19 protein-coding genes and 1 other RNA gene (1 of these 20 running past the window's edge) are annotated in these 20,928 nt (G+C 47.7%); 17 read left to right on the top strand and 3 right to left on the bottom strand.

The features are described from left to right. The first annotated feature begins 153 nt into the window (after positions 1-153). Positions 154-981 (top strand): polyamine aminopropyltransferase, encoded by an 828-nt coding sequence (speE, locus tag QMA13_RS34700; RefSeq protein WP_282938251.1) that lies wholly within the window; start codon positions 154-156, stop codon positions 979-981. A 35-nt stretch (positions 982-1,016) separates the two neighbouring features. Continuing rightward, entirely contained in the window at positions 1,017-1,886 is an 870-nt protein-coding gene (gene speB / locus QMA13_RS34695) for an agmatinase (protein WP_282938250.1), read from the top strand. Between the two features lie 85 nt (positions 1,887-1,971). Here speB and QMA13_RS34690 read toward each other — a convergent pair whose 3' ends face one another. Together QMA13_RS34690 and QMA13_RS34685 are read right to left on the bottom strand one after the other, a co-directional pair. Next, complete coding sequence (locus QMA13_RS34690; protein WP_282938248.1) at positions 1,972-2,658, bottom strand: metallophosphoesterase; 687 nt, start codon at positions 2,656-2,658, stop codon at positions 1,972-1,974. 384 nt (positions 2,659-3,042) lie between these two features. Beyond that, positions 3,043-3,873 (bottom strand): AraC family transcriptional regulator, encoded by an 831-nt coding sequence (locus QMA13_RS34685; RefSeq protein WP_282938247.1) that lies wholly within the window; start codon positions 3,871-3,873, stop codon positions 3,043-3,045. Between the two features lie 140 nt (positions 3,874-4,013). Here QMA13_RS34685 and QMA13_RS34680 point away from each other — a divergent pair, with 140 nt between their 5' ends. Both QMA13_RS34680 and QMA13_RS34675 read left to right on the top strand, forming a co-directional pair. After that, a complete protein-coding gene (locus tag QMA13_RS34680; RefSeq protein ID WP_282938246.1) occupies positions 4,014-6,032 on the top strand; it encodes a beta-galactosidase in 2,019 nt (672 codons plus the stop codon). A gap of 63 nt (positions 6,033-6,095) precedes the next feature. After that, a complete protein-coding gene (locus QMA13_RS34675; protein WP_282938245.1) occupies positions 6,096-6,503 on the top strand; it encodes a YwiB family protein in 408 nt (135 codons plus the stop codon). Positions 6,504-6,547: 44 nt separating this feature from the next. Here the strand turns inward: QMA13_RS34675 and QMA13_RS34670 are convergent, their stop codons facing one another. Further along, positions 6,548-7,744, bottom strand: a complete 1,197-nt coding sequence (locus QMA13_RS34670) for a S8 family peptidase (protein WP_282938244.1) — start codon at positions 7,742-7,744, stop codon at positions 6,548-6,550. A gap of 444 nt (positions 7,745-8,188) precedes the next feature. Here QMA13_RS34670 and rpoE point away from each other — a divergent pair, with 444 nt between their 5' ends. From rpoE to QMA13_RS34605, 13 genes are all read left to right on the top strand, one after another. Continuing rightward, positions 8,189-8,773, top strand: coding sequence for a DNA-directed RNA polymerase subunit delta (gene rpoE, locus QMA13_RS34665; RefSeq protein WP_282938243.1), 585 nt, complete (start codon positions 8,189-8,191; stop codon positions 8,771-8,773). A 263-nt stretch (positions 8,774-9,036) separates the two neighbouring features. Further along, positions 9,037-10,638: a CTP synthase gene (locus QMA13_RS34660; RefSeq protein WP_282938242.1), complete on the top strand. Its 1,602-nt coding sequence runs from the start codon at positions 9,037-9,039 to the stop codon at positions 10,636-10,638. A gap of 202 nt (positions 10,639-10,840) precedes the next feature. Beyond that, positions 10,841-11,233 (top strand): response regulator, encoded by a 393-nt coding sequence (locus QMA13_RS34655; protein ID WP_028552279.1) that lies wholly within the window; start codon positions 10,841-10,843, stop codon positions 11,231-11,233. 218 nt (positions 11,234-11,451) lie between these two features. Continuing rightward, entirely contained in the window at positions 11,452-12,306 is an 855-nt protein-coding gene (fba, locus tag QMA13_RS34650) for a class II fructose-1,6-bisphosphate aldolase (RefSeq protein ID WP_282938241.1), read from the top strand. 124 nt (positions 12,307-12,430) lie between these two features. Beyond that, positions 12,431-13,684: a UDP-N-acetylglucosamine 1-carboxyvinyltransferase gene (locus tag QMA13_RS34645; RefSeq protein ID WP_282938239.1), complete on the top strand. Its 1,254-nt coding sequence runs from the start codon at positions 12,431-12,433 to the stop codon at positions 13,682-13,684. A gap of 366 nt (positions 13,685-14,050) precedes the next feature. After that, a complete protein-coding gene (rho, locus tag QMA13_RS34640) occupies positions 14,051-15,379 on the top strand; it encodes a transcription termination factor Rho (protein ID WP_282938237.1) in 1,329 nt (442 codons plus the stop codon). 24 nt (positions 15,380-15,403) lie between these two features. Next, on the top strand, positions 15,404-16,648 hold the full coding sequence (locus tag QMA13_RS34635; RefSeq protein ID WP_282938235.1) for a radical SAM family protein: 1,245 nt from the start codon (positions 15,404-15,406) through the stop codon (positions 16,646-16,648). Between the two features lie 109 nt (positions 16,649-16,757). After that, the gene (gene rpmE, locus QMA13_RS34630) at positions 16,758-16,955 is read left to right on the top strand and encodes a 50S ribosomal protein L31 (RefSeq protein ID WP_282938234.1); all 198 of its coding nucleotides are present in this window, start codon (positions 16,758-16,760) and stop codon (positions 16,953-16,955) included. A gap of 142 nt (positions 16,956-17,097) precedes the next feature. Then, positions 17,098-17,490 (top strand): hypothetical protein, encoded by a 393-nt coding sequence (locus tag QMA13_RS34625; protein ID WP_282938232.1) that lies wholly within the window; start codon positions 17,098-17,100, stop codon positions 17,488-17,490. 47 nt (positions 17,491-17,537) lie between these two features. Continuing rightward, positions 17,538-17,801: signal recognition particle sRNA large type (ffs, locus tag QMA13_RS34620), an RNA gene on the top strand. A 208-nt stretch (positions 17,802-18,009) separates the two neighbouring features. Next, complete coding sequence (locus QMA13_RS34615; RefSeq protein ID WP_481858264.1) at positions 18,010-19,026, top strand: ATP-binding protein; 1,017 nt, start codon at positions 18,010-18,012, stop codon at positions 19,024-19,026. A gap of 66 nt (positions 19,027-19,092) precedes the next feature. Continuing rightward, on the top strand, positions 19,093-20,841 hold the full coding sequence (gene dnaX / locus QMA13_RS34610) for a DNA polymerase III subunit gamma/tau (protein ID WP_282938228.1): 1,749 nt from the start codon (positions 19,093-19,095) through the stop codon (positions 20,839-20,841). 19 nt (positions 20,842-20,860) lie between these two features. Beyond that, positions 20,861-20,928, top strand: the beginning of a protein-coding gene (locus QMA13_RS34605; RefSeq protein ID WP_282938226.1) for a YbaB/EbfC family nucleoid-associated protein. Its footprint extends 244 nt past the window's final position; 68 of the gene's 312 nt are visible here — the first part of the coding sequence; its start codon is at positions 20,861-20,863; the stop codon falls past the right edge of the window.

Here is a 20,928-nt window from a genome sequence, read left to right as displayed (position 1 = left end):
CGTATTTGCATTTTTGGGTGGATACACTATAATACAATTTGACGCAAAACAAGCAGTAGTTGGCGCAGTAAATCGGCCCGTTTTCATTTGGGAATAATGCTCAGTAATATGTGTAAATATCCGTTATGATTATGAAAGAAGGGTGAATTGATAATGGAATTATGGTACACAGAGAAACAAACCGAAAGCTTTGGGATTACAGCAAAAATTCGTGAGACACTTGTAACGGAGAAAACCGATTTTCAAGATCTCGCTATGATCGATACAGAAGAGTTCGGACGCATGCTTGTATTGGACGGCATGGTTATGACAACCGTGAAGGACGAGTTTGTCTATCACGAAATGGTGGCGCATCCTGCGCTGTATACGCACCCGAATCCAAAGCATGTACTTGTTGTGGGTGGCGGCGACGGTGGCGTTATTCGCGAAGTGCTGAAGCACCCTGAAGTTGAGAAAGCAGTTCTCGTTGAGATCGACGGCAAAGTCATCGAGTATTCCAAAAAATATTTGCCGGAAATTGCAGGCCAGCTGGACAACCCTCGTGTAGAGGTTATCGTGAACGACGGCTACATGCACATTCATGACCATAAAAATACATACGATGTTATTATGGTTGATTCCACTGAACCGGTGGGACCAGCGGTTGAGCTGTTCTCCCGCGGTTTTTATCAAGGGATCTTTGAAGCTCTGAAAGAAGACGGTATTTTCGTCGCACAAACGGACAACCCTTGGTTCAAGGCTGACCTTATCCAAACGGTAAACCGCGATGTAAAAGAAATCTTCCCTATCGTACGCGTATACTGCGCGAATATCCCGACTTACCCAAGCGGCTTGTGGACATTCACTTTAGGCAGCAAAAAGTACGATCCGCTCGAAGTTGATGAGACCAAAATTCCGGAAATCGAGACAAAGTACTACACGCCTCGACTGCATAAAGCGGCTTTTGCATTGCCGAAGTTCGTTGAAGATCTTACAAAGTAATTATTACCCATATCTTAAGTAAGGAAGTGTCATGCATGCGTTTGGATCAAGCTTATTCAGGCAACGTATTTATTTTAAGCTCCGATAATTATGAGGCATCCCGTGCAGTTATTTATGGAATGCCGATGGACTATACGGTCAGCTTCCGTCCAGGGTCCCGTTTTGGCCCTCCGCGTATTCGCGAGGTATCGATCGGCCTTGAAGAGTACAGTCCTTACCTGGACAAAAGTTTAGAAGACATTACTTACTTTGATGCAGGCGATCTGCTGCTGCCTTTCGGTAACCCGGCGCGCAGTCTGGATATCATTGGGGAGTACGTTCGCGGACTGTTGAACGACGGTAAATTCCCGTTGGGTCTTGGCGGGGAGCATCTTTGCTCCTGGCCTGTATTCCGCGAGGTGTACGCGAAGTACCCGGATCTGGCTATCGTTCACTTTGACGCTCATGCAGATTTGCGCGAGCAGTACGAGGGCGAGCCGTTGTCGCACTCCACACCGCTTCGCAAAGCGGCGGAATTAATGGGCGGACGCAACATTTACCAGTTCGGTATTCGTTCTGGCTCCCGCGAGGAATTCCGTTATGCTCGTGAGAATATTAATTTCCATCCATTCGAAGTGCTGGAGCCTTTGAAAAAGGTGCTTCCAGAATTGGCGGGACGTCCGATCTACTTGACGATCGACATCGACGTGCTCGACCCGTCCTGCGCACCGGGTACCGGTACGGCAGAAGCGGGTGGTATTACTTCGAAGGAGCTTCTTGCGGCGATTCATGCTATGGCTGCGGCTAACTTGAATGTCGTTGGTGCTGATGTAGTGGAGGTAGCTCCTGCATACGACCCGACAGAGCAAACGCAAATCGTAGCAGCTAAGCTCATCAGAGAGATTTTGCTCGGACTTGTGAAATAATTGACGTTTTGTATAGAAAGGCAGCTCCTGTCGCTTTGGCGCAGAAAGCTGCCTTTTTTGTTTTGTATGAGTTCACCAATAATGCCTACCCTGAGTTCAGGGTGATGACCGTCAGTTCCGGACGACAGTAAAAGCGGACGGGGTACTGGGATACGCCTATGCCCCGGTTGGTGTATACCTGCAGCTTGCCGTCGCCCAATATATACAAGCCGTCGACGTATTTTTTGGCGTACTGAGGCGTAACGATGTGGCCGTAGAAGGGCAGGCGGACTTGACCGCCGTGACTATGTCCGGACAGCTGCAAATCGATCGGGTAGTCCAGGGCAATGTCTGCAAAATCGGGGCAGTGGGACAGCAGCAGCACGCAATCGTTAGGAGGAACGGATTTCAGCGCTTTCTTAATGTCCGGCTGACCGTTCCACATATCTTCTACGCCGCTCAGCCATACATAGTCTTTGCCTCGATTAAGGGCGATGGACTGGTTGTTAAGGACTTGAAAGCCGCCGTCGGACAAAATTTTTGTGATTTTTTTTGGCTCCTTGCCGTAATAATCGTGATTCCCCAGCACAGCCCCTTTGCCAAGCGGCGCCTTTAACCGGGAGAGGGCTTGTATGACGGCGGGAGAGTCTTCTAAGACGACATAGTCATACAGGTCGCCGGTAAAGCAGATCAGATCGGGGTCATGGGATTGGATTATGTCCACTAAGTGAGCCAGCTGTTCGGCTGAATAATGGAATCCAAGGTGCACGTCGCTGAATTGGACGATCCGCATACCGGAAAATGCAGGCGGAAGTCTTTTTAACGTTAAGGTTAGATGGGTCGTTTGCAGCCAGCGGGGTTCGGCGTAGCGAGCGTAACTATATCCTCCCACGGACAGAACGGCAAGCTGGGCGAAACCTGAAATCGTTTTTTTAAGAAAAGATCTTCTGCTCAGCTTGGAGGTCATATGGCGTCCTCCATGGACAGATGTAGGGAATGAGAGTCAGACCGGCTATGAATAAGGACCGCATGGACATGTATCCAATAAGGGAACCTGTTATCGTTGCTTGTAGATTGATGATATTCAAAAACTAACCGCATACTGCACACCGCTCCTTATTTTGGAAAAACATGAATATATGGTATTTACGCTTTTCAAAGCGGAAAGGTTGCTGTTTTATACTAGGCGGTGAATTTTGCGAAAGCTGCTTGGGGTAATACCTTCCTGCTTTTTAAACAGCTTGATGAAATAGCTGCTATCCTCATAGCCAACGCTTCGAGCGATATCGCGAACCTCTGTATTCGGTTGCTCCAGCAGCAGCTCCTTCGCTTTACGCAGCCGGAAGCGGGTCAGATAAGCAAAGGGGCGGATGCCGAGTGTCTGTTGGAATAAGAGACAGGTGTGCTGGGGCGTGACGCCAAGCTGGTCAGCCAACTGCTGCAAGCTAATGGTCTCGTGGTAGTGGGCCTCCATGTATAGAAATGCCGGAGCGAGCTGCTCCGCGTGCTGCCTTTTGGTACGGACTTCCGAACGGGAGGCATATAGAAATAGATCAAGCAGAAGCTGATAGCTCAGAGAAGAGCATTCTGCACCTCGTAATGGATCATCCGATTGCAGAATGGAGACGATGGAGTTGATTTTATTTAAGGTCATATCCGGATTGCTTAAATACAGGATGGTGGAAGTGTCGAAATGCATCGAAGACAAGAGCTCTGGCATATGGGCACCGTTGAAGGTAATCCATTTTACGGTCCAGGGCTCCCGAATCGGAGCGTAACCATGCTTTTCATTAGGGAGCAAGAACATGCCTTGGCCCTCGCTTACCGTATATTGCTTACCGCCTACCTCCAATTGTCCCGCGCCGCTCACTGTCTGGATCCATTGATAGTCCGGGAAGCCTTTCTCCCGGTGCATGGGCTCCTGATTGCGCCACCCGCCCGCATTCGTAATATAGATCGGATATTGCAAATCCATCTCCGTCATCACGCCGAATATGTTGTAATCCAAGAGTAGGAACACCGCCTTATGCTTCCAGTAGAGTCTGATATGAATATACTCATATTAACAAGAAAATGATCCGATTGAAATAGTGCCTTGAGAGGACGTATCCTATGCATATGATCCTATTTTAGAGGAGGTTTCTTGTTATGCCCGTTTCTAAAAATGTTAAGCTGCCTCATTTGTTTTACGGTGGGGACTACAATCCAGAGCAGTGGCCTGAAGAAGTATGGAAGGATGATATGCGTCTGATGAACAAAGCAGGCGTTAATATGGTCAGTGTCGGCATTTTCAGCTGGGCTGCACTGCAGCCGGGCCCGGATACGTATGACTTTGCTTGGCTGGATCGTCTGATGGATTTAATGGCAGAGCACGGCATAATGGCTGACCTGGCTACGGCTACCGCTTCCCCGCCTGCATGGATGGCCAAGCTTCATCCGGAGTCATTGCCAGTGGATGAGAACGGGGCTCGTTATGCGCAAGGCTCGCGCCAACATTACTGCCCTAACAGCAAGGCCTTCCGGTTGTATGGCCAACGCTTGGTCCGCAAGCTGGCTGAGCGGTACAAGGAGCATCCTGCGCTTGCCATGTGGCACATTAACAATGAATATGCATGCCATATATCGCAATGCTTCTGCGACGAGTGCTCTCGGGAATTCCGAGTATGGCTGGAGAAACGCTACGGTACGATTGACGAGCTGAATGCCCGTTGGGGAACGAATTTCTGGAGCCAAAAATATTATGAATGGGATGAAATCGGCTTGCCCGGCAAAACGCCCACCTATGCCAACCCAGGGCAGCAGCTTGATTACAAGCGGTTCATGTCCGACAGCTTGTTGGATGCTTATTTGGGTGAGCAGCGCATCTTGAAGGAGATCACTCCGAATTTGCCGATCATGACGAACTTCATGGGGGCTTTCAAACCGCTTGATCAGTTTGAATGGGCCAAGCATATCGACGTCATTACATGGGATAGCTATCCGGAGCCGACGGCCGGGATCCCCGTGTTTGCTGCCATGCAGCATGATTTGATGCGCAGCATGAAGGGTGGCCAGCCTTTTATTCTCATGGAGCAGGTTACAAGCCAAGTGAACTGGCGCCAGCACAATCCCCTGAAGCGTCCTGGCGTTATGCGTTTGTGGAGCTATCAGACGATTGCACACGGCGGGGATGGTGTCATGTTCTTCCAATGGCGCCAATCTGGCGCCGGTGCTGAGAAGTTCCATGGCGCTATGGTGACGCACACGGGAGACGAGAACAGCCGCATTTACCGCGAGGTGGAGCAGCTTGGTCAAGAGCTGAAGCAGCTGGATGCGCTTGTAGATTCCCGTGTGGAGGCTAAGGTAGCGATCGTCTTTGATTGGCATAACTGGTGGGCGCTGGAGCTTGACTCCAAGCCAAGCCGTGATGTTCTTTATCTTGAGCAAATCAAGCAGTATTATCAGGCGTTATTTGAGCATAACGTGGGTGTGGATTTTGTGCAGCCTAATGCCGATTTAAGCGGTTATAAGCTTGTTCTGGCCCCAGCACTCTACATGGTTGGACCGGGTGTTGCTGCCAACTTGGAATCGTATGTAACTAATGGCGGTACGCTGCTTACGACCTTCTTCAGCGGAATGGTTGACGAGAATGATCGTATCCATTTGGGCGGTTACCCGGCACCTCTGCGCAAGCTGCTTGGCATTTGCGTCGAAGAATTCGACCCTATGATACCGGGCCAAACTAACGGCATCGCCGTATCCGGCAGCGGGGAGTACAGCTGCAGCCTTTGGGCAGATCTCATTCGTTTGGAAGGCGCGAATGATCGTGCAACTTTTACAACGGATTTCTTTGCAGGCTCTCCGGCTATAACGGAGCATTCGTTCGGAGAAGGGAAGGCTTATTATGTAGGTACACAGCCTGAGGCTGGCTTCATTAAGCAGTTCATCGGCGGCCTCTTGACCGATTTGGAGCTGCAGGCTCCTTTGATGGCTCCTGCCGGAGTTGAGTTGAGTGTACGCACAGCGGCAAGTGGAGAGCGCTATATCTTTGCGCTGAACCATAATTCTCAGGCGGCCAACATTGGGCTTTCCGAAGGTGTCTTCGTTGAACTTATAAGCGGCCAATCCGCAAGTACTTCGTTGGAGCTGGCTCCAAATGGGGTTGCCATCCTTCAATTACAACAATAACCTGTCCTTGAAAAGTTCCCCCTGTTTCGTTACACTGTTGCGTGTGGCAGGAGGTGCGGAAATATGAAGACGGCGGTATCGGTAAATATCGAAAGCTATTCAGAGGGCGAGCGCGTTCAGCAGAGGGTCGATGGTGATTTATACCAGAAGAGCAATCATTATTATTTGCGTTACGAGGAGTCGGACCCGGAAATGTCGGGGACGATGACGACAATCAAGCTGGAGCAGGACCGAATAAGATTATTGCGCAACGGGAACGTGCGCTCGGAACTTACATTTGTTCAAGGTCAAACCTGCCGGGGTGTTTATGAGATGCCTCAGGGTACGCTTGAGCTGCATACGACAACGAATTCCTTGAGCATGGAGCTGGCCGATGGCCTTGGTACAGTCGATTGGAGCTATGATTTGTATGTAGCCGGGGAGAAGTCGGGTTCCTTTCGGCTGAAGGCTACCATTGCCCTACGACAGTAAGCTTAACTCATAAAGCATTTAAAAACGGTTACGGTGCGGCATAATTAATTGCCACCCGTAACCGTTTTTGTTACCGCACCTACTGCCCTGAGCGCGTTGATTTCTTTAATGCCGGCCCCTGTTTTGTGGGCCTTTAAAATGAGCTTGGCGTTTTTCTTGATGATCGATTTCACTTGCATCGGCTTTAAACCAGGCTTTCGCGCAAGCATAAGCGCAATCACTCCAGTGACATGGGAAGTGGCCATTGAGGTGCCGCTTAGTTCATGATACTTGCCTCTCAGCCACGTCGAATATACTTTTTCGCCCGGCGCGTAAATATCGATTTTTTTGCTTATGTTGCTGAAGGGTGCAATTTGACCGCGCCGGGTTGTCGCTCCTACAGCTATGACTTGGCGAAGACGGGCGGGATAGTCGATTCCCGCTTTCTTGCCCTCGTTCCCAGAGGAGGCAACGACTATAACTCCCGAATCGTACGCGTTGCGTACGGCGGATTCCAGTGCCTTGCTGTATGTTTTCATCCCGAAGCTCATATTGATAATTTGAATTTGGTTTTTTACGCACCAATCGATTCCGCTAATGATATCGGATACGAACGCGCTTCCTTGGTGGTCGAACGCCTTTACCGGATGGATTAAGGCTTGTGGTGCAACGCCTGTAATACCACGCTGGCGGCTGGATGCGGCAATCGTTCCTGCGATATGCGTGCCGTGACCGTTGTCATCATTAGGAAGTAAATATCGGTTCAATAAGTTGACTCCGTGCGACAGGCAGTAACGTAAGTCCGGATGCGTGTAATCGGCCCCGGTATCGATGACCCCGATGTGAATGCGGTCCCCCTTGGACTTGCTCCAAGCTTGAGGAGCCCGAATATGTCTTATACCCCAAGGGATATTCTGGAACTCATCTGTTGATTTTCCGTTAGCATGGGCCGACTTTGTTGCTTTTGCTGCATGAACCCTCATAAGGGTGTCCGGTTCAATGGATTGGATAAAAGGGAACTCAGCCAACATTTCAGGAGAGTGTAAGCTGCACGAAAGTGCGTGGATGATTTTTAACGGTTGAACTTCTTGCAACCGGGTCATTTTTTTCTTGAGGCGCTTTATTTGACGTAGGCATGCGGAATAATGTGAGACATCGTTGAACCGAATAATGTGTCTGCAATCGCTGCTGTCCGCGCCTTCCATGGCTCCATTCAGCCATTCAACAAACGTGGATGGTTTCACAATTGATCTTCCCCCCATGCATCGGCCTCTGGAATCATACGCTATTCGATATCGTATGTGGGAGGAAGTCCGGCGGCATGTGCACATAACCTTTATATAAATAATTGGGTGGCACCCCGTGTCAGAAGGGAAACTTGCACATACGATAAATAGAGAGAGTCAATCGATTCTCTCCGGCGTTTATGAGGGTTGGGGCAGAGCTAAACTCGGCCCTCGCGGATACAGTCAAAGCGAAGGAGGTCCTCCTTCGCTTCTTCCTTTTTTCCAAAGATAGAGGGGGAAGAAAACAAACGGACATGCCAGGGGTTTCAACAGAGAAGGCCAAGACCCTCCGTCTGTAAAAAAAGCGATGTGTTGGACAGACTTCTAGTTGCTTTTTTACATAAAATAAGGTTTACTAAATGAGTATAATGGATATTATGAGTTAGGACTCTTGTAAAATGTTCGAAGGGATGTGCTTGGATGAGTGGACAGTACACTCTAAAGGTCGGTGCTGAGCAAGCAAAAGAAATGCCGATGGTCGATCTAGCATTTGAATTGCTGAAATCAGCGAATACGCCTTTTTATTACCGTGACTTAATGGCTGAAATTGCCAAAATTAAAGGCCTCTCTGAAGAAGATGTCATGCAGGTTATCGCTCAACTATATACGGAGATCAATATAGACGGCCGGTTTGCTTGTGTCGGCACGAATTTGTGGGGACTGAAGCGCTGGTATCCGGTTGAGAAATCCGAGGATGCCGTAGGCAGCGGCAAACGTCCGCGCATTATTAACGATGAAGATGACGATCTGGACGATGAAGATCTGTTTGCCGAAGAAGAAGACAATTTTGCCGAAGAAGAAGATTACGACAACTTCGACAAAGTGCGTGATGAGGACGACTTTGAAGCCGAAGAAGAGGCGGAAGAGGAGACTGAATTCTTCGAAGAGGAAGAGATCGAGGAAGAAGAGATCGAAGATAGTGATCTGGGCGACGATTCTGAAGAAGATGATGACTCGGAAGAGGAAGATTTTGAAGATGAAGATGAGGACGCAGAAAAGAAATAAACCAATTCTCTCCTCCTCCTTGACAGCGATGATCGATCAGAGTAAACTATTTTCTGGGCTTTGGAAAAGATCGAATCATGACGAATGTCTTGACTATAAAGTGCCCCGCGCAAGTCGGGGCATTTTTTCTTTTTTTATGGGGGATTTTTTTGGACGTTCCACGCTGCTGAACGTGAAATGATTTTGGCGTGGAAGTAGTTGCTTTCCTTCCGTTTATGAGAACTGATTTCGCGCAATACTATCAATATTGGAGGGTTACATACATGACCAAGTATATTTTCGTCACGGGGGGCGTTGTTTCCTCATTGGGCAAGGGGATTACAGCGGCATCGCTCGGAAGGCTCTTGAAAAACCGGGGCCTGAAAGTTACCATTCAAAAATTTGACCCTTATATTAACGTAGACCCGGGAACGATGAGTCCATATCAGCACGGGGAAGTTTTCGTAACCGATGATGGCGCGGAGACCGATTTGGACTTGGGTCACTACGAACGTTTTATCGATATTAACTTATCCAAGAACAGCAACGTCACGACAGGTAAAATCTATTCTTCCGTTATTACGAAAGAGCGTCGCGGTGAGTATTTGGGCGGTACGGTACAAGTCATTCCGCATATTACGAATGAAATCAAAGACCGTGTATTCCGCGCTGGACGCGAAGCGCAATCGGATGTTGTTATTACCGAGATCGGCGGTACTGTTGGCGATATCGAGAGCTTGCCGTTTATCGAAGCTATTCGCCAAATCAAAAGCGACATCGGCCGCGAAAATGTTATGTACATTCACGTTACGCTGATTCCTTACCTGAAAGCGGCTGGAGAGGTTAAAACCAAACCGACCCAACACAGCGTGAAGGAGCTTCGCAGTATCGGTATTCAGCCTCATGTTGTCGTTTGCCGTACGGAGCATCCGCTTGCTGAGGACTTGAAGCGTAAGCTGGCCTTGTTCTGCGATATTGACGAAAGTGCTGTTGTCGAGTGCCTGGATGCAGACACATTGTATGAAGTCCCTATGATGCTTCGCGAGCAAGGGCTTGACGATATCGTCGTCAATCATTTGAAGCTGACTACGAACGAACCGGATATGACCGAGTGGGAGAACCTCGTACATCGCGTCAAATCCTTGAAGCATACGACAGAAATCGCTATCGTCGGTAAATATGTCGCTTTGCATGATGCTTATTTAAGTATTGTAGAAGCGCTTGGACATGCCGGAATCGATAGCAATACAGAAATCAAAATTCGTTGGGTCAACGCCGAAGAGGTGAATGACAACAACGTTCAGGAACTGCTGGGCGGCGTACAAGGAATTCTCGTACCAGGTGGCTTCGGCGATCGCGGTATCGAGGGTAAAGTGTCGGCTATCCGCTACGCGCGTGAGAATAACGTTCCATTCTTCGGTATTTGCCTGGGTATGCAAGTTGCCGTTGTGGAGTATGCTCGTTCCGTCCTGAAACTTGAAGGAGCGAATAGCTCCGAGATCAATCCGACTACGCCTTATCCGGTTATCGACCTGCTGCCTGAGCAGAAGGATATTGAAGACCTTGGCGGTACGATGCGTCTTGGATTGTATCCGTGCAAATTGGTTGAAGGCTCGCTCGCTATGCGCTGCTACGATGATGAGCTTGTCTATGAGAGACATCGCCATCGTTATGAATTCAATAATCAATACCGCGACATGCTGGAAGCGGCAGGGTTGAAAATTACCGGTACTTCACCGGACGGCCGTTTGGTCGAAATCATTGAATGCCCTGAACACCCTTGGTTCTTGGCGGTGCAGTTCCATCCGGAATTCACTTCGCGTCCGAACCGTCCGCAAGCCTTGTTCAAACATTTTGTGCAAGCTGCATTCCAAATGAAAAATTAGTCATAGATCGTCAAACAACAGCATATTCATATCAGCGAGATTTCGCGATGATTCTTCAGAATCTCCTTTAATTGTAAAAGTTTTCAACTTTCCGCAGAAACAAGAAGGAAAATCGTGGTTGGCATCGAATCTATCTTGTGAGGATGTTAGACAGGACGGAATTCCGACACACAAACGAAAGCGGAATGAGGAGGTTGCCGTATTGAAGAAGAAGTTGCTAATTGTTGATGATCAGAACGGTATTCGCATCTTATTAATGGAAGTGTTCAGCAGCGAGGGATATGAAACCTACCAGGCTTCCAATGGGAAACTGGCTCTTGAGATTGTGAGAACGGCATCTCCTGACCTTGTGCTCTTGGATATGAAAATTCCTGGCATGGACGGCTTGGACATATTAAAGCATATCAAAGCTATTGATTCTTCAATTAAAGTCATCATGATGACGGCGTACGGTGAGCTGGACATGATCAAAGAGGCTACAGATTTAGGTGCGATTATGCACTTTACGAAGCCTTTTGATATCGATGAGCTGCGCCATGCGGTCAACAATCAGCTGCGACTTACGGGTAACAATTCATATGCGGTGGGATCCTGATTTACAGGATCTCTTTTTTTTGCCCATAATTGGCAGGTTAATGAGTCCGCTTACATGAAAAAAGGGCAGCCAAAACGGCTCCTTTTTGACCTGCTTGTCCTGAAAAAAGCTGTAGGCTTGGTTATCATTTTAAGCTTTCTATGATATAATAGCCCAGTATGACACAAGAGCGGTCTTCGTACTTAACTCGGTCAATAAACACTAGGAGGAAGAGTCACATGCCATTGGTTTCAATGAACGAATTTTTGCCTAAGGCAAAAGCGAACAAGTATGCGGTGGGTCAGTTCAACATGAACAACCTTGAATTTGCCCAAGCAATCGTAGAAGCAGCTGAGGAATTGAAGTCACCTTTCATTTACGGCGTTAGTGAAGGGGCTTTGAAGTATATGGGTATCGAATTTACAGTTGCTATTGCTGAAGCGGCTGCTAAAAAATCCGGCTTGCCGATCGCATTGCATCTGGATCACGGTAGCAGCTTTGAAGTAGCTATGAAATGTATCCGCGCTGGTTTTAGCTCGGTTATGTTCGACGGTTCCCACTATTCTTTCGAGGAAAACATCCGTTTGACTAAAGAAGTCGTTAAAGCGGCTCACGCGATGGGCGTTTCCGTTGAAGGCGAGCTTGGAACTATCGGCGGCGTAGAAGACGATCTTAGCGTTGACGAAGAAAATGCAAGCTTGGCTAAGCCAGAAGAAGCTATTCGTTTCTATGAAGAAACCGGCGTTGACTGTCTGGCAATCGCTGTAGGTACCGCTCATGGTATGTACGCTGGCGAGCCTAACATCCACTTTGATATTATCGAGAAAGTTTCCAAAGCTATTCCAGTTCCTGTCGTACTTCACGGAGGATCCGGCGTACCTGACGAAATGATCATTAAATCCATCGCAGCAGGGGTCGGCAAAATCAACGTTAACACGGAGAACCAAGTATCATGCACAGAAGCTATTCGCGAAGTGCTGAACAAAGATGCTAAAGTGTACGATCCTCGTAAATACCTCACTCCTGCCCGCAAAGCCATGATTGATGTGGTTAAATCCAAAATTCAATTGTTCGGAAGCTCCAACCAAGCTTAAGTTATATATGGGAAATGCATCGTTAACGGTGTGTTTCCCTTCTATTCTTTCATTATAACCCCGATTATCGGTTAATTTCGTTTTTTAGTGCTTTAAAGCAGTCATGTGGGAGGAAGAGGGACGAATGGAAAAGTTGATGGTCTCCGGCGGTCGTCCGCTGAGGGGGACGGTCCAGATAAGCGGCGCTAAGAACAGTGCTATTGCTTTAATTCCGGCCGCTATTTTATCGGAGACAACGGTAACACTGGACAATTTGCCAATTTTAAGCGATGTTGCCATTTATACAGAACTTTTAGAAGAGCTTGGTGCAACGGTGGAGTGGAAGGAAGATCGAATGATCATTGATCCGAGCCGTCTGCAATCCAAACCGATGCCTAACGGCAATGTGAAGAAATTAAGAGCGTCTTACTATTTAATGGGGGCATTACTAGGACGTTTTGGAGAAGCTACTATCGGATTACCGGGGGGATGCAATTTTGAACCTAGGCCGATCGATCAGCACATAAAAGGTTTTGAAGCATTGGGAGCACGTGTAAGCACTGAGAATGGTGCACTACATATTCATGCCAGAGAGCTTCGTGGAGCAAAAATTTATTTAGATGTAGTTAGCGTAGGAGCAACGATCAACATTATGTTGGCAGCTTCACGCGCCAAAGGTGTCACTTTGATTGAAAATGCGGCCAAAGAGCCTGAAATTATAGATGTTGCTACTTTACTAAATGCCATGGGTGCCAGAATTAAAGGGGCAGGAACAGAAACCATCCGCATTGAAGGTGTAGATTCGTTACATGGTTGCCAACATTCCATTATTCCCGATCGGATCCAGGCAGGAACTTATATGATTGCTGCTGCTGCGACTCGCGGGGATGTTATCGTAGATAATGTCATTCCGAAGCATATGGAGGCTTTGACAGCCAAATTGCAAGAAATGGGCGTTCATATCTATGAGATGGACGAATCCATCCGCGTCGTAGGACAACCGATTTATGAAAGTGTGGATGTTAAAGCGCTGGTTTATCCTGGCTTTGCTACCGATCTGCAGTCTCCTATGGCCAGCTTGCTCACCCAAACCAAAGGCGTCAGCATACTGACTGACTATGTTTACAGCAATCGGTTCAAGCACGTTCCGGAGCTAGCGCGAATGGGTGCCAAAATCAAGGTTGAAGGCCGCTCAGCTGTTATTGAAGGATGCCAATTAAGCGCAGCCAAAGTAAAGGCGACAGATCTTCGCGCCGGTGCTGCACTGGTCATCGCAGGTCTTACCGTACCAGATGGTGTTACGGAAATAACCGGTGTCGAGTATATCGACAGAGGCTATGACCATTTGGTTGCAAATCTATCAAATCTAGGTGCAGAGGTTTGGCGCAAGAACGAGTAATTTCGTATAGACTCCAACTTTTTGGGTAATGCTAGACAGTGTCAATGACACAAGGGAAAATTTCGAAATTGTTAGTTATAGAGCACCATAAACGGTTAAGTATGAATATGAAGCAGCTTTCTTACGAAAAGCTATCTTGTATAAGATTTGTTACGGGTGGCACTAGGCCCCGGACTTATCTGAGATGTTTTTCGCAAGAAAGACCTGCTGCTCCTTTCTTTAATTCCCCGACAGCTTCCTTAGTGGGTTTTCTCCGAGAACTTGTTTTTTCCGGCATTGAAAAAGGACTTTTAACTCACACTTAAATGCTAGAGTCATTACGGTACGCTAAGCCTTGAAAATTTAATAGTTTGGTGGTTAGAAATTATGGATATGCATCTAGCACAACTAGAGGCACTTAAATTGACAGAGCTTTATCAATTGGCCAAAAAGCATCAAATTCCTTATTACGGTCAGCTGAAGAAAAAAGAACTTATTTTTGCCATTTTACGAGCACAGGCTGAAAAAGGCGGATTGATGTTTATGCAGGGCGTGCTGGAGATTCTTCAGGACGGCTTTGGCTTCCTTAGACCTATCAACTACTTGCCAAGCTCGGAGGATATTTACATCTCCGCTTCCCAGATTCGCAAGTTTGATTTGCGGTCCGGCGATCTTGTATCCGGCAAATGCCGTCCTCCAAAAGAAAATGAACGGTATTTCGGATTGCTGCATGTGGAAGCTGTAAACGGAGAAGACCCTGTTACGGCAGCGGAACGGCTTCATTTTCCTGCATTGACTCCTCTGTATCCGCAAAAGAAACTAGTATTGGAAACCTCCCCTACGCATTATTCCACTCGTCTAATGGATTTATTGGCTCCCGTAGGATTAGGACAACGCGGCTTGATCGTAGCACCGCCCAAAGCTGGTAAAACTTTATTGCTCAAGGAAATCGCTAACAGTATCTCGACCAATCATCCGGATATTGAGCTGTTTGTCCTGCTGATTGACGAACGTCCGGAAGAGGTAACGGATATGCAGCGTTCAGTTAAAGGTGAGGTCGTCGCATCGACATTTGATGAGCTGCCTGAAAACCATATCAAAGTAGCGGAGCTCGTCTTGGAGCGCGCTCAACGTTTGGTGGAGCACAAGAAGGATGTTGTCATACTGATGGATAGTATTACGCGTCTGGCGCGGGCTTACAACCTGGTTGTGCCACCTACAGGACGCACGTTATCTGGGGGTATTGATCCGGGTGCATTCCATCGTCCCAAAAGATTTTTTGGTGCTGCCCGTAACATCGAAGAGGGCGGCAGCTTAACGATATTGGCAACGGCGCTGATTGAAACCGGTTCGCGTATGGATGACGTTATCTATGAAGAATTCAAAGGAACGGGTAACCTGGAGCTACACTTGGACCGCAAGCTGGCAGAACGCCGTATATTCCCAGCTATCGACATTCGTCGTTCTGGTACGCGTCGTGAAGAAATGCTCCTAACCAAAGAAGAGCTCGATAAAGTATGGGCTATTCGTAAGAGTATGAACGATTCGCATGAATATTTGGAAGCCTTCTTGAAAAAGCTGGCTGATTCCAAAACAAATCAAGAGTTTTTGGATATGCTCGAAAAAAACGGCGGGGCTAATTCGGGCAGCGGAAGCGGTGGATCATCGTCCTCTACTGCTACTTCCAAACGAGTGAAAAACTCCTCTGCGTCGTAATTCAACAAGATAGGAGCATTAGCCATGAACTTGCTATATGCCGACCGTGATGGGAATGTGTTTGATCATCCCGATTATGTAGCGCTCGGTCGCAACGGAGATATGATAACGGACATTATGGAAGACGAGCTAATTCCTCTTCCCGAGGGAGCTACATTGGTTAGTTTGCCGGATACACGCCCGATTGGATTGAATGCAGCAACCGGAGAAATGGAAGTAGTTCCCGGAGAAGTAACGGCAGTCGGAGCACTTCTTCCACAGGGCTTCACTCGTCTTCTGATTCCAGGCTATGTCAAATCGGACAAAAGCAAATTGCTTCCGCTTTTCGGCTACACAGCCGCAATCTGGAAGGATGGACGGTTTTATGTAGCTGCTCACCAAAGCGATGATCCGGAGCGGTGGAATCCTCGCAACTGTGACCCGGATGAGTTGGAGGTACAGGTTCAACGATATCTGGAAAAGTATAGTGACAATAGGCTGTACAAACATTTATCCAACTGTGCATTGGGATATGAATGCCTTACGGCATCTAATACGTTTTTGAATCGTTGGGAAGGCGCAGTACCTGTGTCGTTCTCCTGTAACGCCGGTTGCTTCGGCTGTATTTCCGAGCAGCCTGATGATAGCGGATTTCCGGCACCTCAGACGCGGATGAATTTTAAGCCGACGGTAGAAGAGCTTGTTCAAGTGATGCTGGAACACTTGAAGACGCCGGACAGCATTATAAGCTTCGGGCAAGGCTGCGAAGGCGAGCCTTCTACGCAAGCGCCCATCATTATTCAAGCAATGCGTCAGGTTCGGGAACAAACGAGCATGGGGTACATTAACATTAACACGAACGCAGGGTTAACCGATCATATTCGTGGTATTGTAGATGCTGGCCTTAACTTGATGCGAGTCAGTACGATCAGTGCATTGGACGACCATTATAACGCTTATTACAAGCCGCGCGGCTATACGTTGAAAAACGTCGAGAAGTCGCTGCGCTATGCAGCGGATAAAGGTGTCTACACCTCAATCAACTATTTGATCTTTCCTGGTGTAACGGATAGAGAAGAAGAAATTGAGGCCATGATCGAGTTTGTAAGACGTACCGACTTGAAGCTGATTCAATTGCGCAATTTAAATATTGATCCAGAAAGCTATCTTGGTTTAATTCCTAAACCGCAAGGCGAACAGCTTGGAATGAAGCAGATGCTGGAGATTTTCCGCGAAGAATTGCCTAATGTTGTGCTGGGTTCCTATACCCATATTCCTCCAAGGCTGTAATTCGTACAAACCACTTGCATCTAATATAATGAGCGTGATATACTACACTCATGTGTATAATTGATAACTCTGATTCACATGGTGTTTCAGGGCAAAAGAGGTGAAAGCAATGAAAGAAGCAATCCATCCTACGTACCATAACACAACGGTTACGTGCGCTTGCGGCAATACCTTTGAAACAGGTTCGATCAAACAAAATCTTCGTGTAGAGATTTGTTCCGCTTGCCATCCGTTCTTCACCGGTAAACAGAAATTCCTTGATGCCGGCGGTCGTGTTGATAAATTTAAAAAGAAATACGGTATCTAATTTTAGGCCGTTTTCCAGATGTCTTACAGCATAATCATGCCTCCTGTGGCTATCCTAAGAACAAAGCAGCAGCTGTTCGATGACTTCGGTCATCCCGGCTGTTAACCTAGCTCTTAGTATGGTTGCAGGAGGTGTTTTTGTTTTGAGATCGAGAACTTTGTCTTTTACATTATGTACTTTGCTGGCCGCTGCATTAATGGGAAGTGCATGTCAAAAGCAGGATGGAACTACCAGGGTGAAGTCGTACTCTCAAGATGGAGCGCTCGGAATAACGGAAGTGAACCCGAATATGCCGATGAGTCCTACGTACCATACGTATAAGGAAGACACCCGTTTAATGAAGGAAACGATAAAACAAGTGCCTCAGGTCACGGGTTCCAACATCACGATGAATGGACCTATAGCTACAGTGAGACTGAGTGTGCCTGCGAACCTATCTGCTGAGGAAGCGGCGCGAGTGGAAAGAGACGCCTATGACAAATTATCGAAGGCCATGCCGCGTTATACGGTGAAAGTTTCCGTTTCTCGTAAATAATGCACACAGGTTGCTATTTCCCGAGGAATCGTCTATACTTATCTTTGCCGTGCTAGACGGGGAGGTAGCGGTGCCCTGTAACCCGCAATCCGCTGTAGCGGGGTCGAACGCCTATTCGCGGTATTGCGATGTAAGGTTTGGGTTTTAGAATCGGTGTTGAGAGTTGGGTCCTCCGCAATGGATGCTTGTGAATCCGGTCAGGTCCGGAAGGAAGCAGCCGTAAGCAAGATGTTCCATGTGCCGGAGGGTCGCCTGACTTGAGCTGAGACTAAAAATTCCGCTTGGATCGTAATATCAAGGTAGGTGCACGGTATTATTTTTTACCATACGATATACATAAAACATCATTTTTCGGTCATGGACTGAGGAATGGTGTTTTTTTATGCCGACAGAAGGAAAATGAAAAATTTAGGAGAATTGTATACTAAAGTTAACTAGGAATGTTTAAAGGGGTATAGCTTAGGAGGTGGCACGTTGCAGCGGGGGTTGAATTTGCTACAGCAATTCGCCGGAACATTTATGAAGGATGTCAATCTGGGAGTCATGCTTATTGACACCAGCTTTAAATTGATTGATATCAGTGATATGGCGTGCCGTGTGCTTGGCTTAGTTAGAGAGAATGTGCTTGGACGGCCAGTGGATCATATATTTGCGACGCTTCCGCCCGAGCACCAATTGGTACAGCGAAATATTTTAGAGGGAATGGTGGTCCGCAATCATGCGCTTTCATGGACGAACAACCGGGAGCGATATGAACTACTGCTGGACTCCAATGTTCTGCGTGACGAAAGTAATCAGATAGCCGGCGCTTATATTATTTTTAAAGATGTGACGAATCTTCGTTCTTTGGAAGAACAGGTTCAACGCAGCGACCGGCTGGCGATGATCGGACAGATTGCGGCAGGAACGGCTCACGAAATTCGCAATCCGTTGACCTCGATTAAAGGCTTCCTGCAGGTGCTGCGCAAAACACTTCAAGAGCAAGGAATGGAACGGGAAAGCGGTTATACTGAAGTCATGCTTACTGAAATGAATCGGATTAACGAGTTGGTCAATGAATTTTTACTGCTGGGTAAGCCTAAAAACGTTACTTATTCATCTGTTGATCTGTCGCAGGTAGTGAAGGATATTTTACCGATCATTAATAACGAAGCGATTCTTCACGGTGTTATAGTCCAGTGCGACATGAAAGAGGAACTCCCACAGGTCATTGCGGATAAGGAGTTGTTGAAACAAGTCTTCTTGAACATTTGCAAAAATGGCATTGAGGCCATGGGCGATGGAGGGCATTTAACGATTACGGAGAGGGTGGACAATGAGGAGCGAAGAGTGAACATTGAAATTCACGACACAGGTCCCGGCATACCGCTTTTTGTTATTGATAAGATTTTTGATCCGTTTTTCACCACCAAGCAAGAGGGTACAGGACTTGGACTGTCCATCTGCCAACGCATCATTCATGATATCGGAGGTCATATCCGTGTTTCCTCGAAAGGCTTCGGAACTACTTTCACACTGAGCATTCCTTTCCCCTGAGCCACTTCATTCAGCCGTAGATGTGTAGTATAATAGACGGGATAAACAATTGTTGGAGAGGAAGCTATGGCACATATCGCATTATACCGAACGTGGAGACCGCAGGCTTTCCGGGAAATTGTAGGTCAGAAGCACATAGTTCAAACCTTGCAAAATTCGCTGCGCGAAGGACGTTATACGCACGCTTACTTGTTTAACGGCCCACGGGGAACGGGGAAGACGAGTGCTGCCAAAATTTTGGCTAAAGCCGTCAATTGTTTGAAAGGTCCTGCCGAGGAGCCGTGTAACGAGTGTGCTAACTGCATCCGTATTACCGAGGGCGCAGTCATGGACGTTGTCGAGATTGATGCTGCCTCCAATCGGGGTGTCGAAGAAATCCGTGACATTCGTGATAAAGTGAAATATGCACCGACGGAAGTGCGGCAAAAAGTGTACATCATTGACGAAGTGCATATGCTGACAACGGAAGCCTTCAACGCTCTGTTAAAAACATTGGAGGAGCCTCCCGCGCATGTTATGTTCATTCTGGCTACCACGGAACCGCATAAGCTGCCGGCAACCATCATTTCTCGCTGTCAGCGGTTCGATTTCAGACGTGTCTCGTTGGATGAACAAGTGGAGCGGCTTCATGAGGTGTGCAGGGAAGAGCATATTGATGCCGATGACGAAGCCATTCGGTTCATAGCCAGATTGTCTGATGGAGGCATGCGCGATGCGTTAAGCCTGCTGGACCAAATCATGGCGTTCTCAGGCACAAACATCACGTATGACGACGTTGTCTCAATTACAGGAGGCATGGCGGGTGACCAATTTGAAAAATTGGTGCTTGCTGTGAAACGACGGGACGTCGGCGCCGTACTAAAGTTAGTCGATGACTTTATGCAAGAGGGCAAAAGTGCAGACAAATGCATGGAGAGCCTTCTGTATTATTTTCGCGATTTGCTCATGGTTAAGATGGTACCTGGTTCTCAAGCGGTCACAGACCGTATTATAGATGTGAAGCAATTTGCTGAAGTGGCGGAGTCGTTCACAACCCAGGAACTTATCTCCATGATGGACACATTGAACCACTACCAGACGGAGATGAAATATTCCGTACAGCCCCAAACGCTTCTAGAAGTGGCGTTAATGAAGCTTTGCAGCTCTGCCGGTTCTGATCAACCTGTGACCGCTGTGCATGCGGCTGCTTCGACTCAAGCTTCGGACGGATTGGTCGCTCAATTGTCAGGTCGAATTCAGAAGTTGGAGGAGCAGATCACACAGATGCTTAAGCAGGGTGTGGCTCCAGCGGCTTCTGGCTCCAGTCATTCGGGCGGAACCTCTGCTTCCGGTTCGAGGGCGGCTTCGGTGCCTGTAGCCATGAAGAAGGTTGAGAAGCTGGAAGGATACCTGCAGGCGAAGGACGCTGACGATACCAGAGCGGTTATGCAGCGGTGGAGCCAGGTGCTTGGCCGCGTAAAGGAACAAAAAATTACGATCCATGCATGGTTGGTGGACGGCGAGCCTGTTGCTGTGTTCGATGGTGCTTTATTGGTAGCTTTTAAAAGCTCCATGCACAGGGAAACCACAGAAAAGCCTGCAAACAAGCAGTTAATCGAGCAAGTGATGAGTGAAATTCTAGGCCATCCCCTTCGGCTCGTGACCATCATGATGAAGGATTGGAAGACAGCGGCTGAACAATCGAAACCTGTCGACAATCCGAGCGAAGAGTTAAAGCTGGTGCATGAGGATGAACCTGCTGGTACAAAGGAAGAATGGATTCATGAGGCCATCCAAATGTTTGGCGAGGATCTGGTAAAAATAAAAGAAGACTGATGACGAGGAGTGGATTTGAATGAACAACATGAATCAAATGATGAAGCAAGTGAAGAAAATGCAGGAACAAATGCTGAAAACGCAAGA

Source organism: Paenibacillus sp. RC67 (assembly GCF_030020805.1).
In the GTDB taxonomy this organism is placed as follows: domain Bacteria; phylum Bacillota; class Bacilli; order Paenibacillales; family NBRC-103111; genus Paenibacillus_S.
The sequence above is the reverse complement of the archived record's forward strand: the minus strand, read 5'-3'. Positions and strand labels throughout refer to the sequence as shown.

What these genes read in the sequence shown, in the direction of transcription:
- rpmE (WP_282938234.1), top strand. Translation starts at nt 16,758, where the DNA reads ATGAAAGAAGCAATCCATCCTACGTACCATAACACAACGGTTACGTGC.
- speB (WP_282938250.1), top strand. Translation starts at nt 1,017, where the DNA reads ATGCGTTTGGATCAAGCTTATTCAGGCAACGTATTTATTTTAAGCTCC.
- QMA13_RS34675 (WP_282938245.1), top strand. Translation starts at nt 6,096, where the DNA reads ATGAAGACGGCGGTATCGGTAAATATCGAAAGCTATTCAGAGGGCGAG.
- rho (WP_282938237.1), top strand. Translation starts at nt 14,051, where the DNA reads ATGGATATGCATCTAGCACAACTAGAGGCACTTAAATTGACAGAGCTT.
- QMA13_RS34680 (WP_282938246.1), top strand. Translation starts at nt 4,014, where the DNA reads ATGCCCGTTTCTAAAAATGTTAAGCTGCCTCATTTGTTTTACGGTGGG.
- QMA13_RS34645 (WP_282938239.1), top strand. Translation starts at nt 12,431, where the DNA reads ATGGAAAAGTTGATGGTCTCCGGCGGTCGTCCGCTGAGGGGGACGGTC.
- QMA13_RS34660 (WP_282938242.1), top strand. Translation starts at nt 9,037, where the DNA reads ATGACCAAGTATATTTTCGTCACGGGGGGCGTTGTTTCCTCATTGGGC.
- speE (WP_282938251.1), top strand. Translation starts at nt 154, where the DNA reads ATGGAATTATGGTACACAGAGAAACAAACCGAAAGCTTTGGGATTACA.
- QMA13_RS34615 (WP_481858264.1), top strand. Translation starts at nt 18,010, where the DNA reads ATGAAGGATGTCAATCTGGGAGTCATGCTTATTGACACCAGCTTTAAA.
- QMA13_RS34690 (WP_282938248.1), bottom strand. Translation starts at nt 2,658, where the DNA reads ATGCGGATCGTCCAATTCAGCGACGTGCACCTTGGATTCCATTATTCA.
- fba (WP_282938241.1), top strand. Translation starts at nt 11,452, where the DNA reads ATGCCATTGGTTTCAATGAACGAATTTTTGCCTAAGGCAAAAGCGAAC.
- QMA13_RS34635 (WP_282938235.1), top strand. Translation starts at nt 15,404, where the DNA reads ATGAACTTGCTATATGCCGACCGTGATGGGAATGTGTTTGATCATCCC.
- QMA13_RS34670 (WP_282938244.1), bottom strand. Translation starts at nt 7,744, where the DNA reads ATGGGGGGAAGATCAATTGTGAAACCATCCACGTTTGTTGAATGGCTG.
- rpoE (WP_282938243.1), top strand. Translation starts at nt 8,189, where the DNA reads ATGAGTGGACAGTACACTCTAAAGGTCGGTGCTGAGCAAGCAAAAGAA.
- dnaX (WP_282938228.1), top strand. Translation starts at nt 19,093, where the DNA reads ATGGCACATATCGCATTATACCGAACGTGGAGACCGCAGGCTTTCCGG.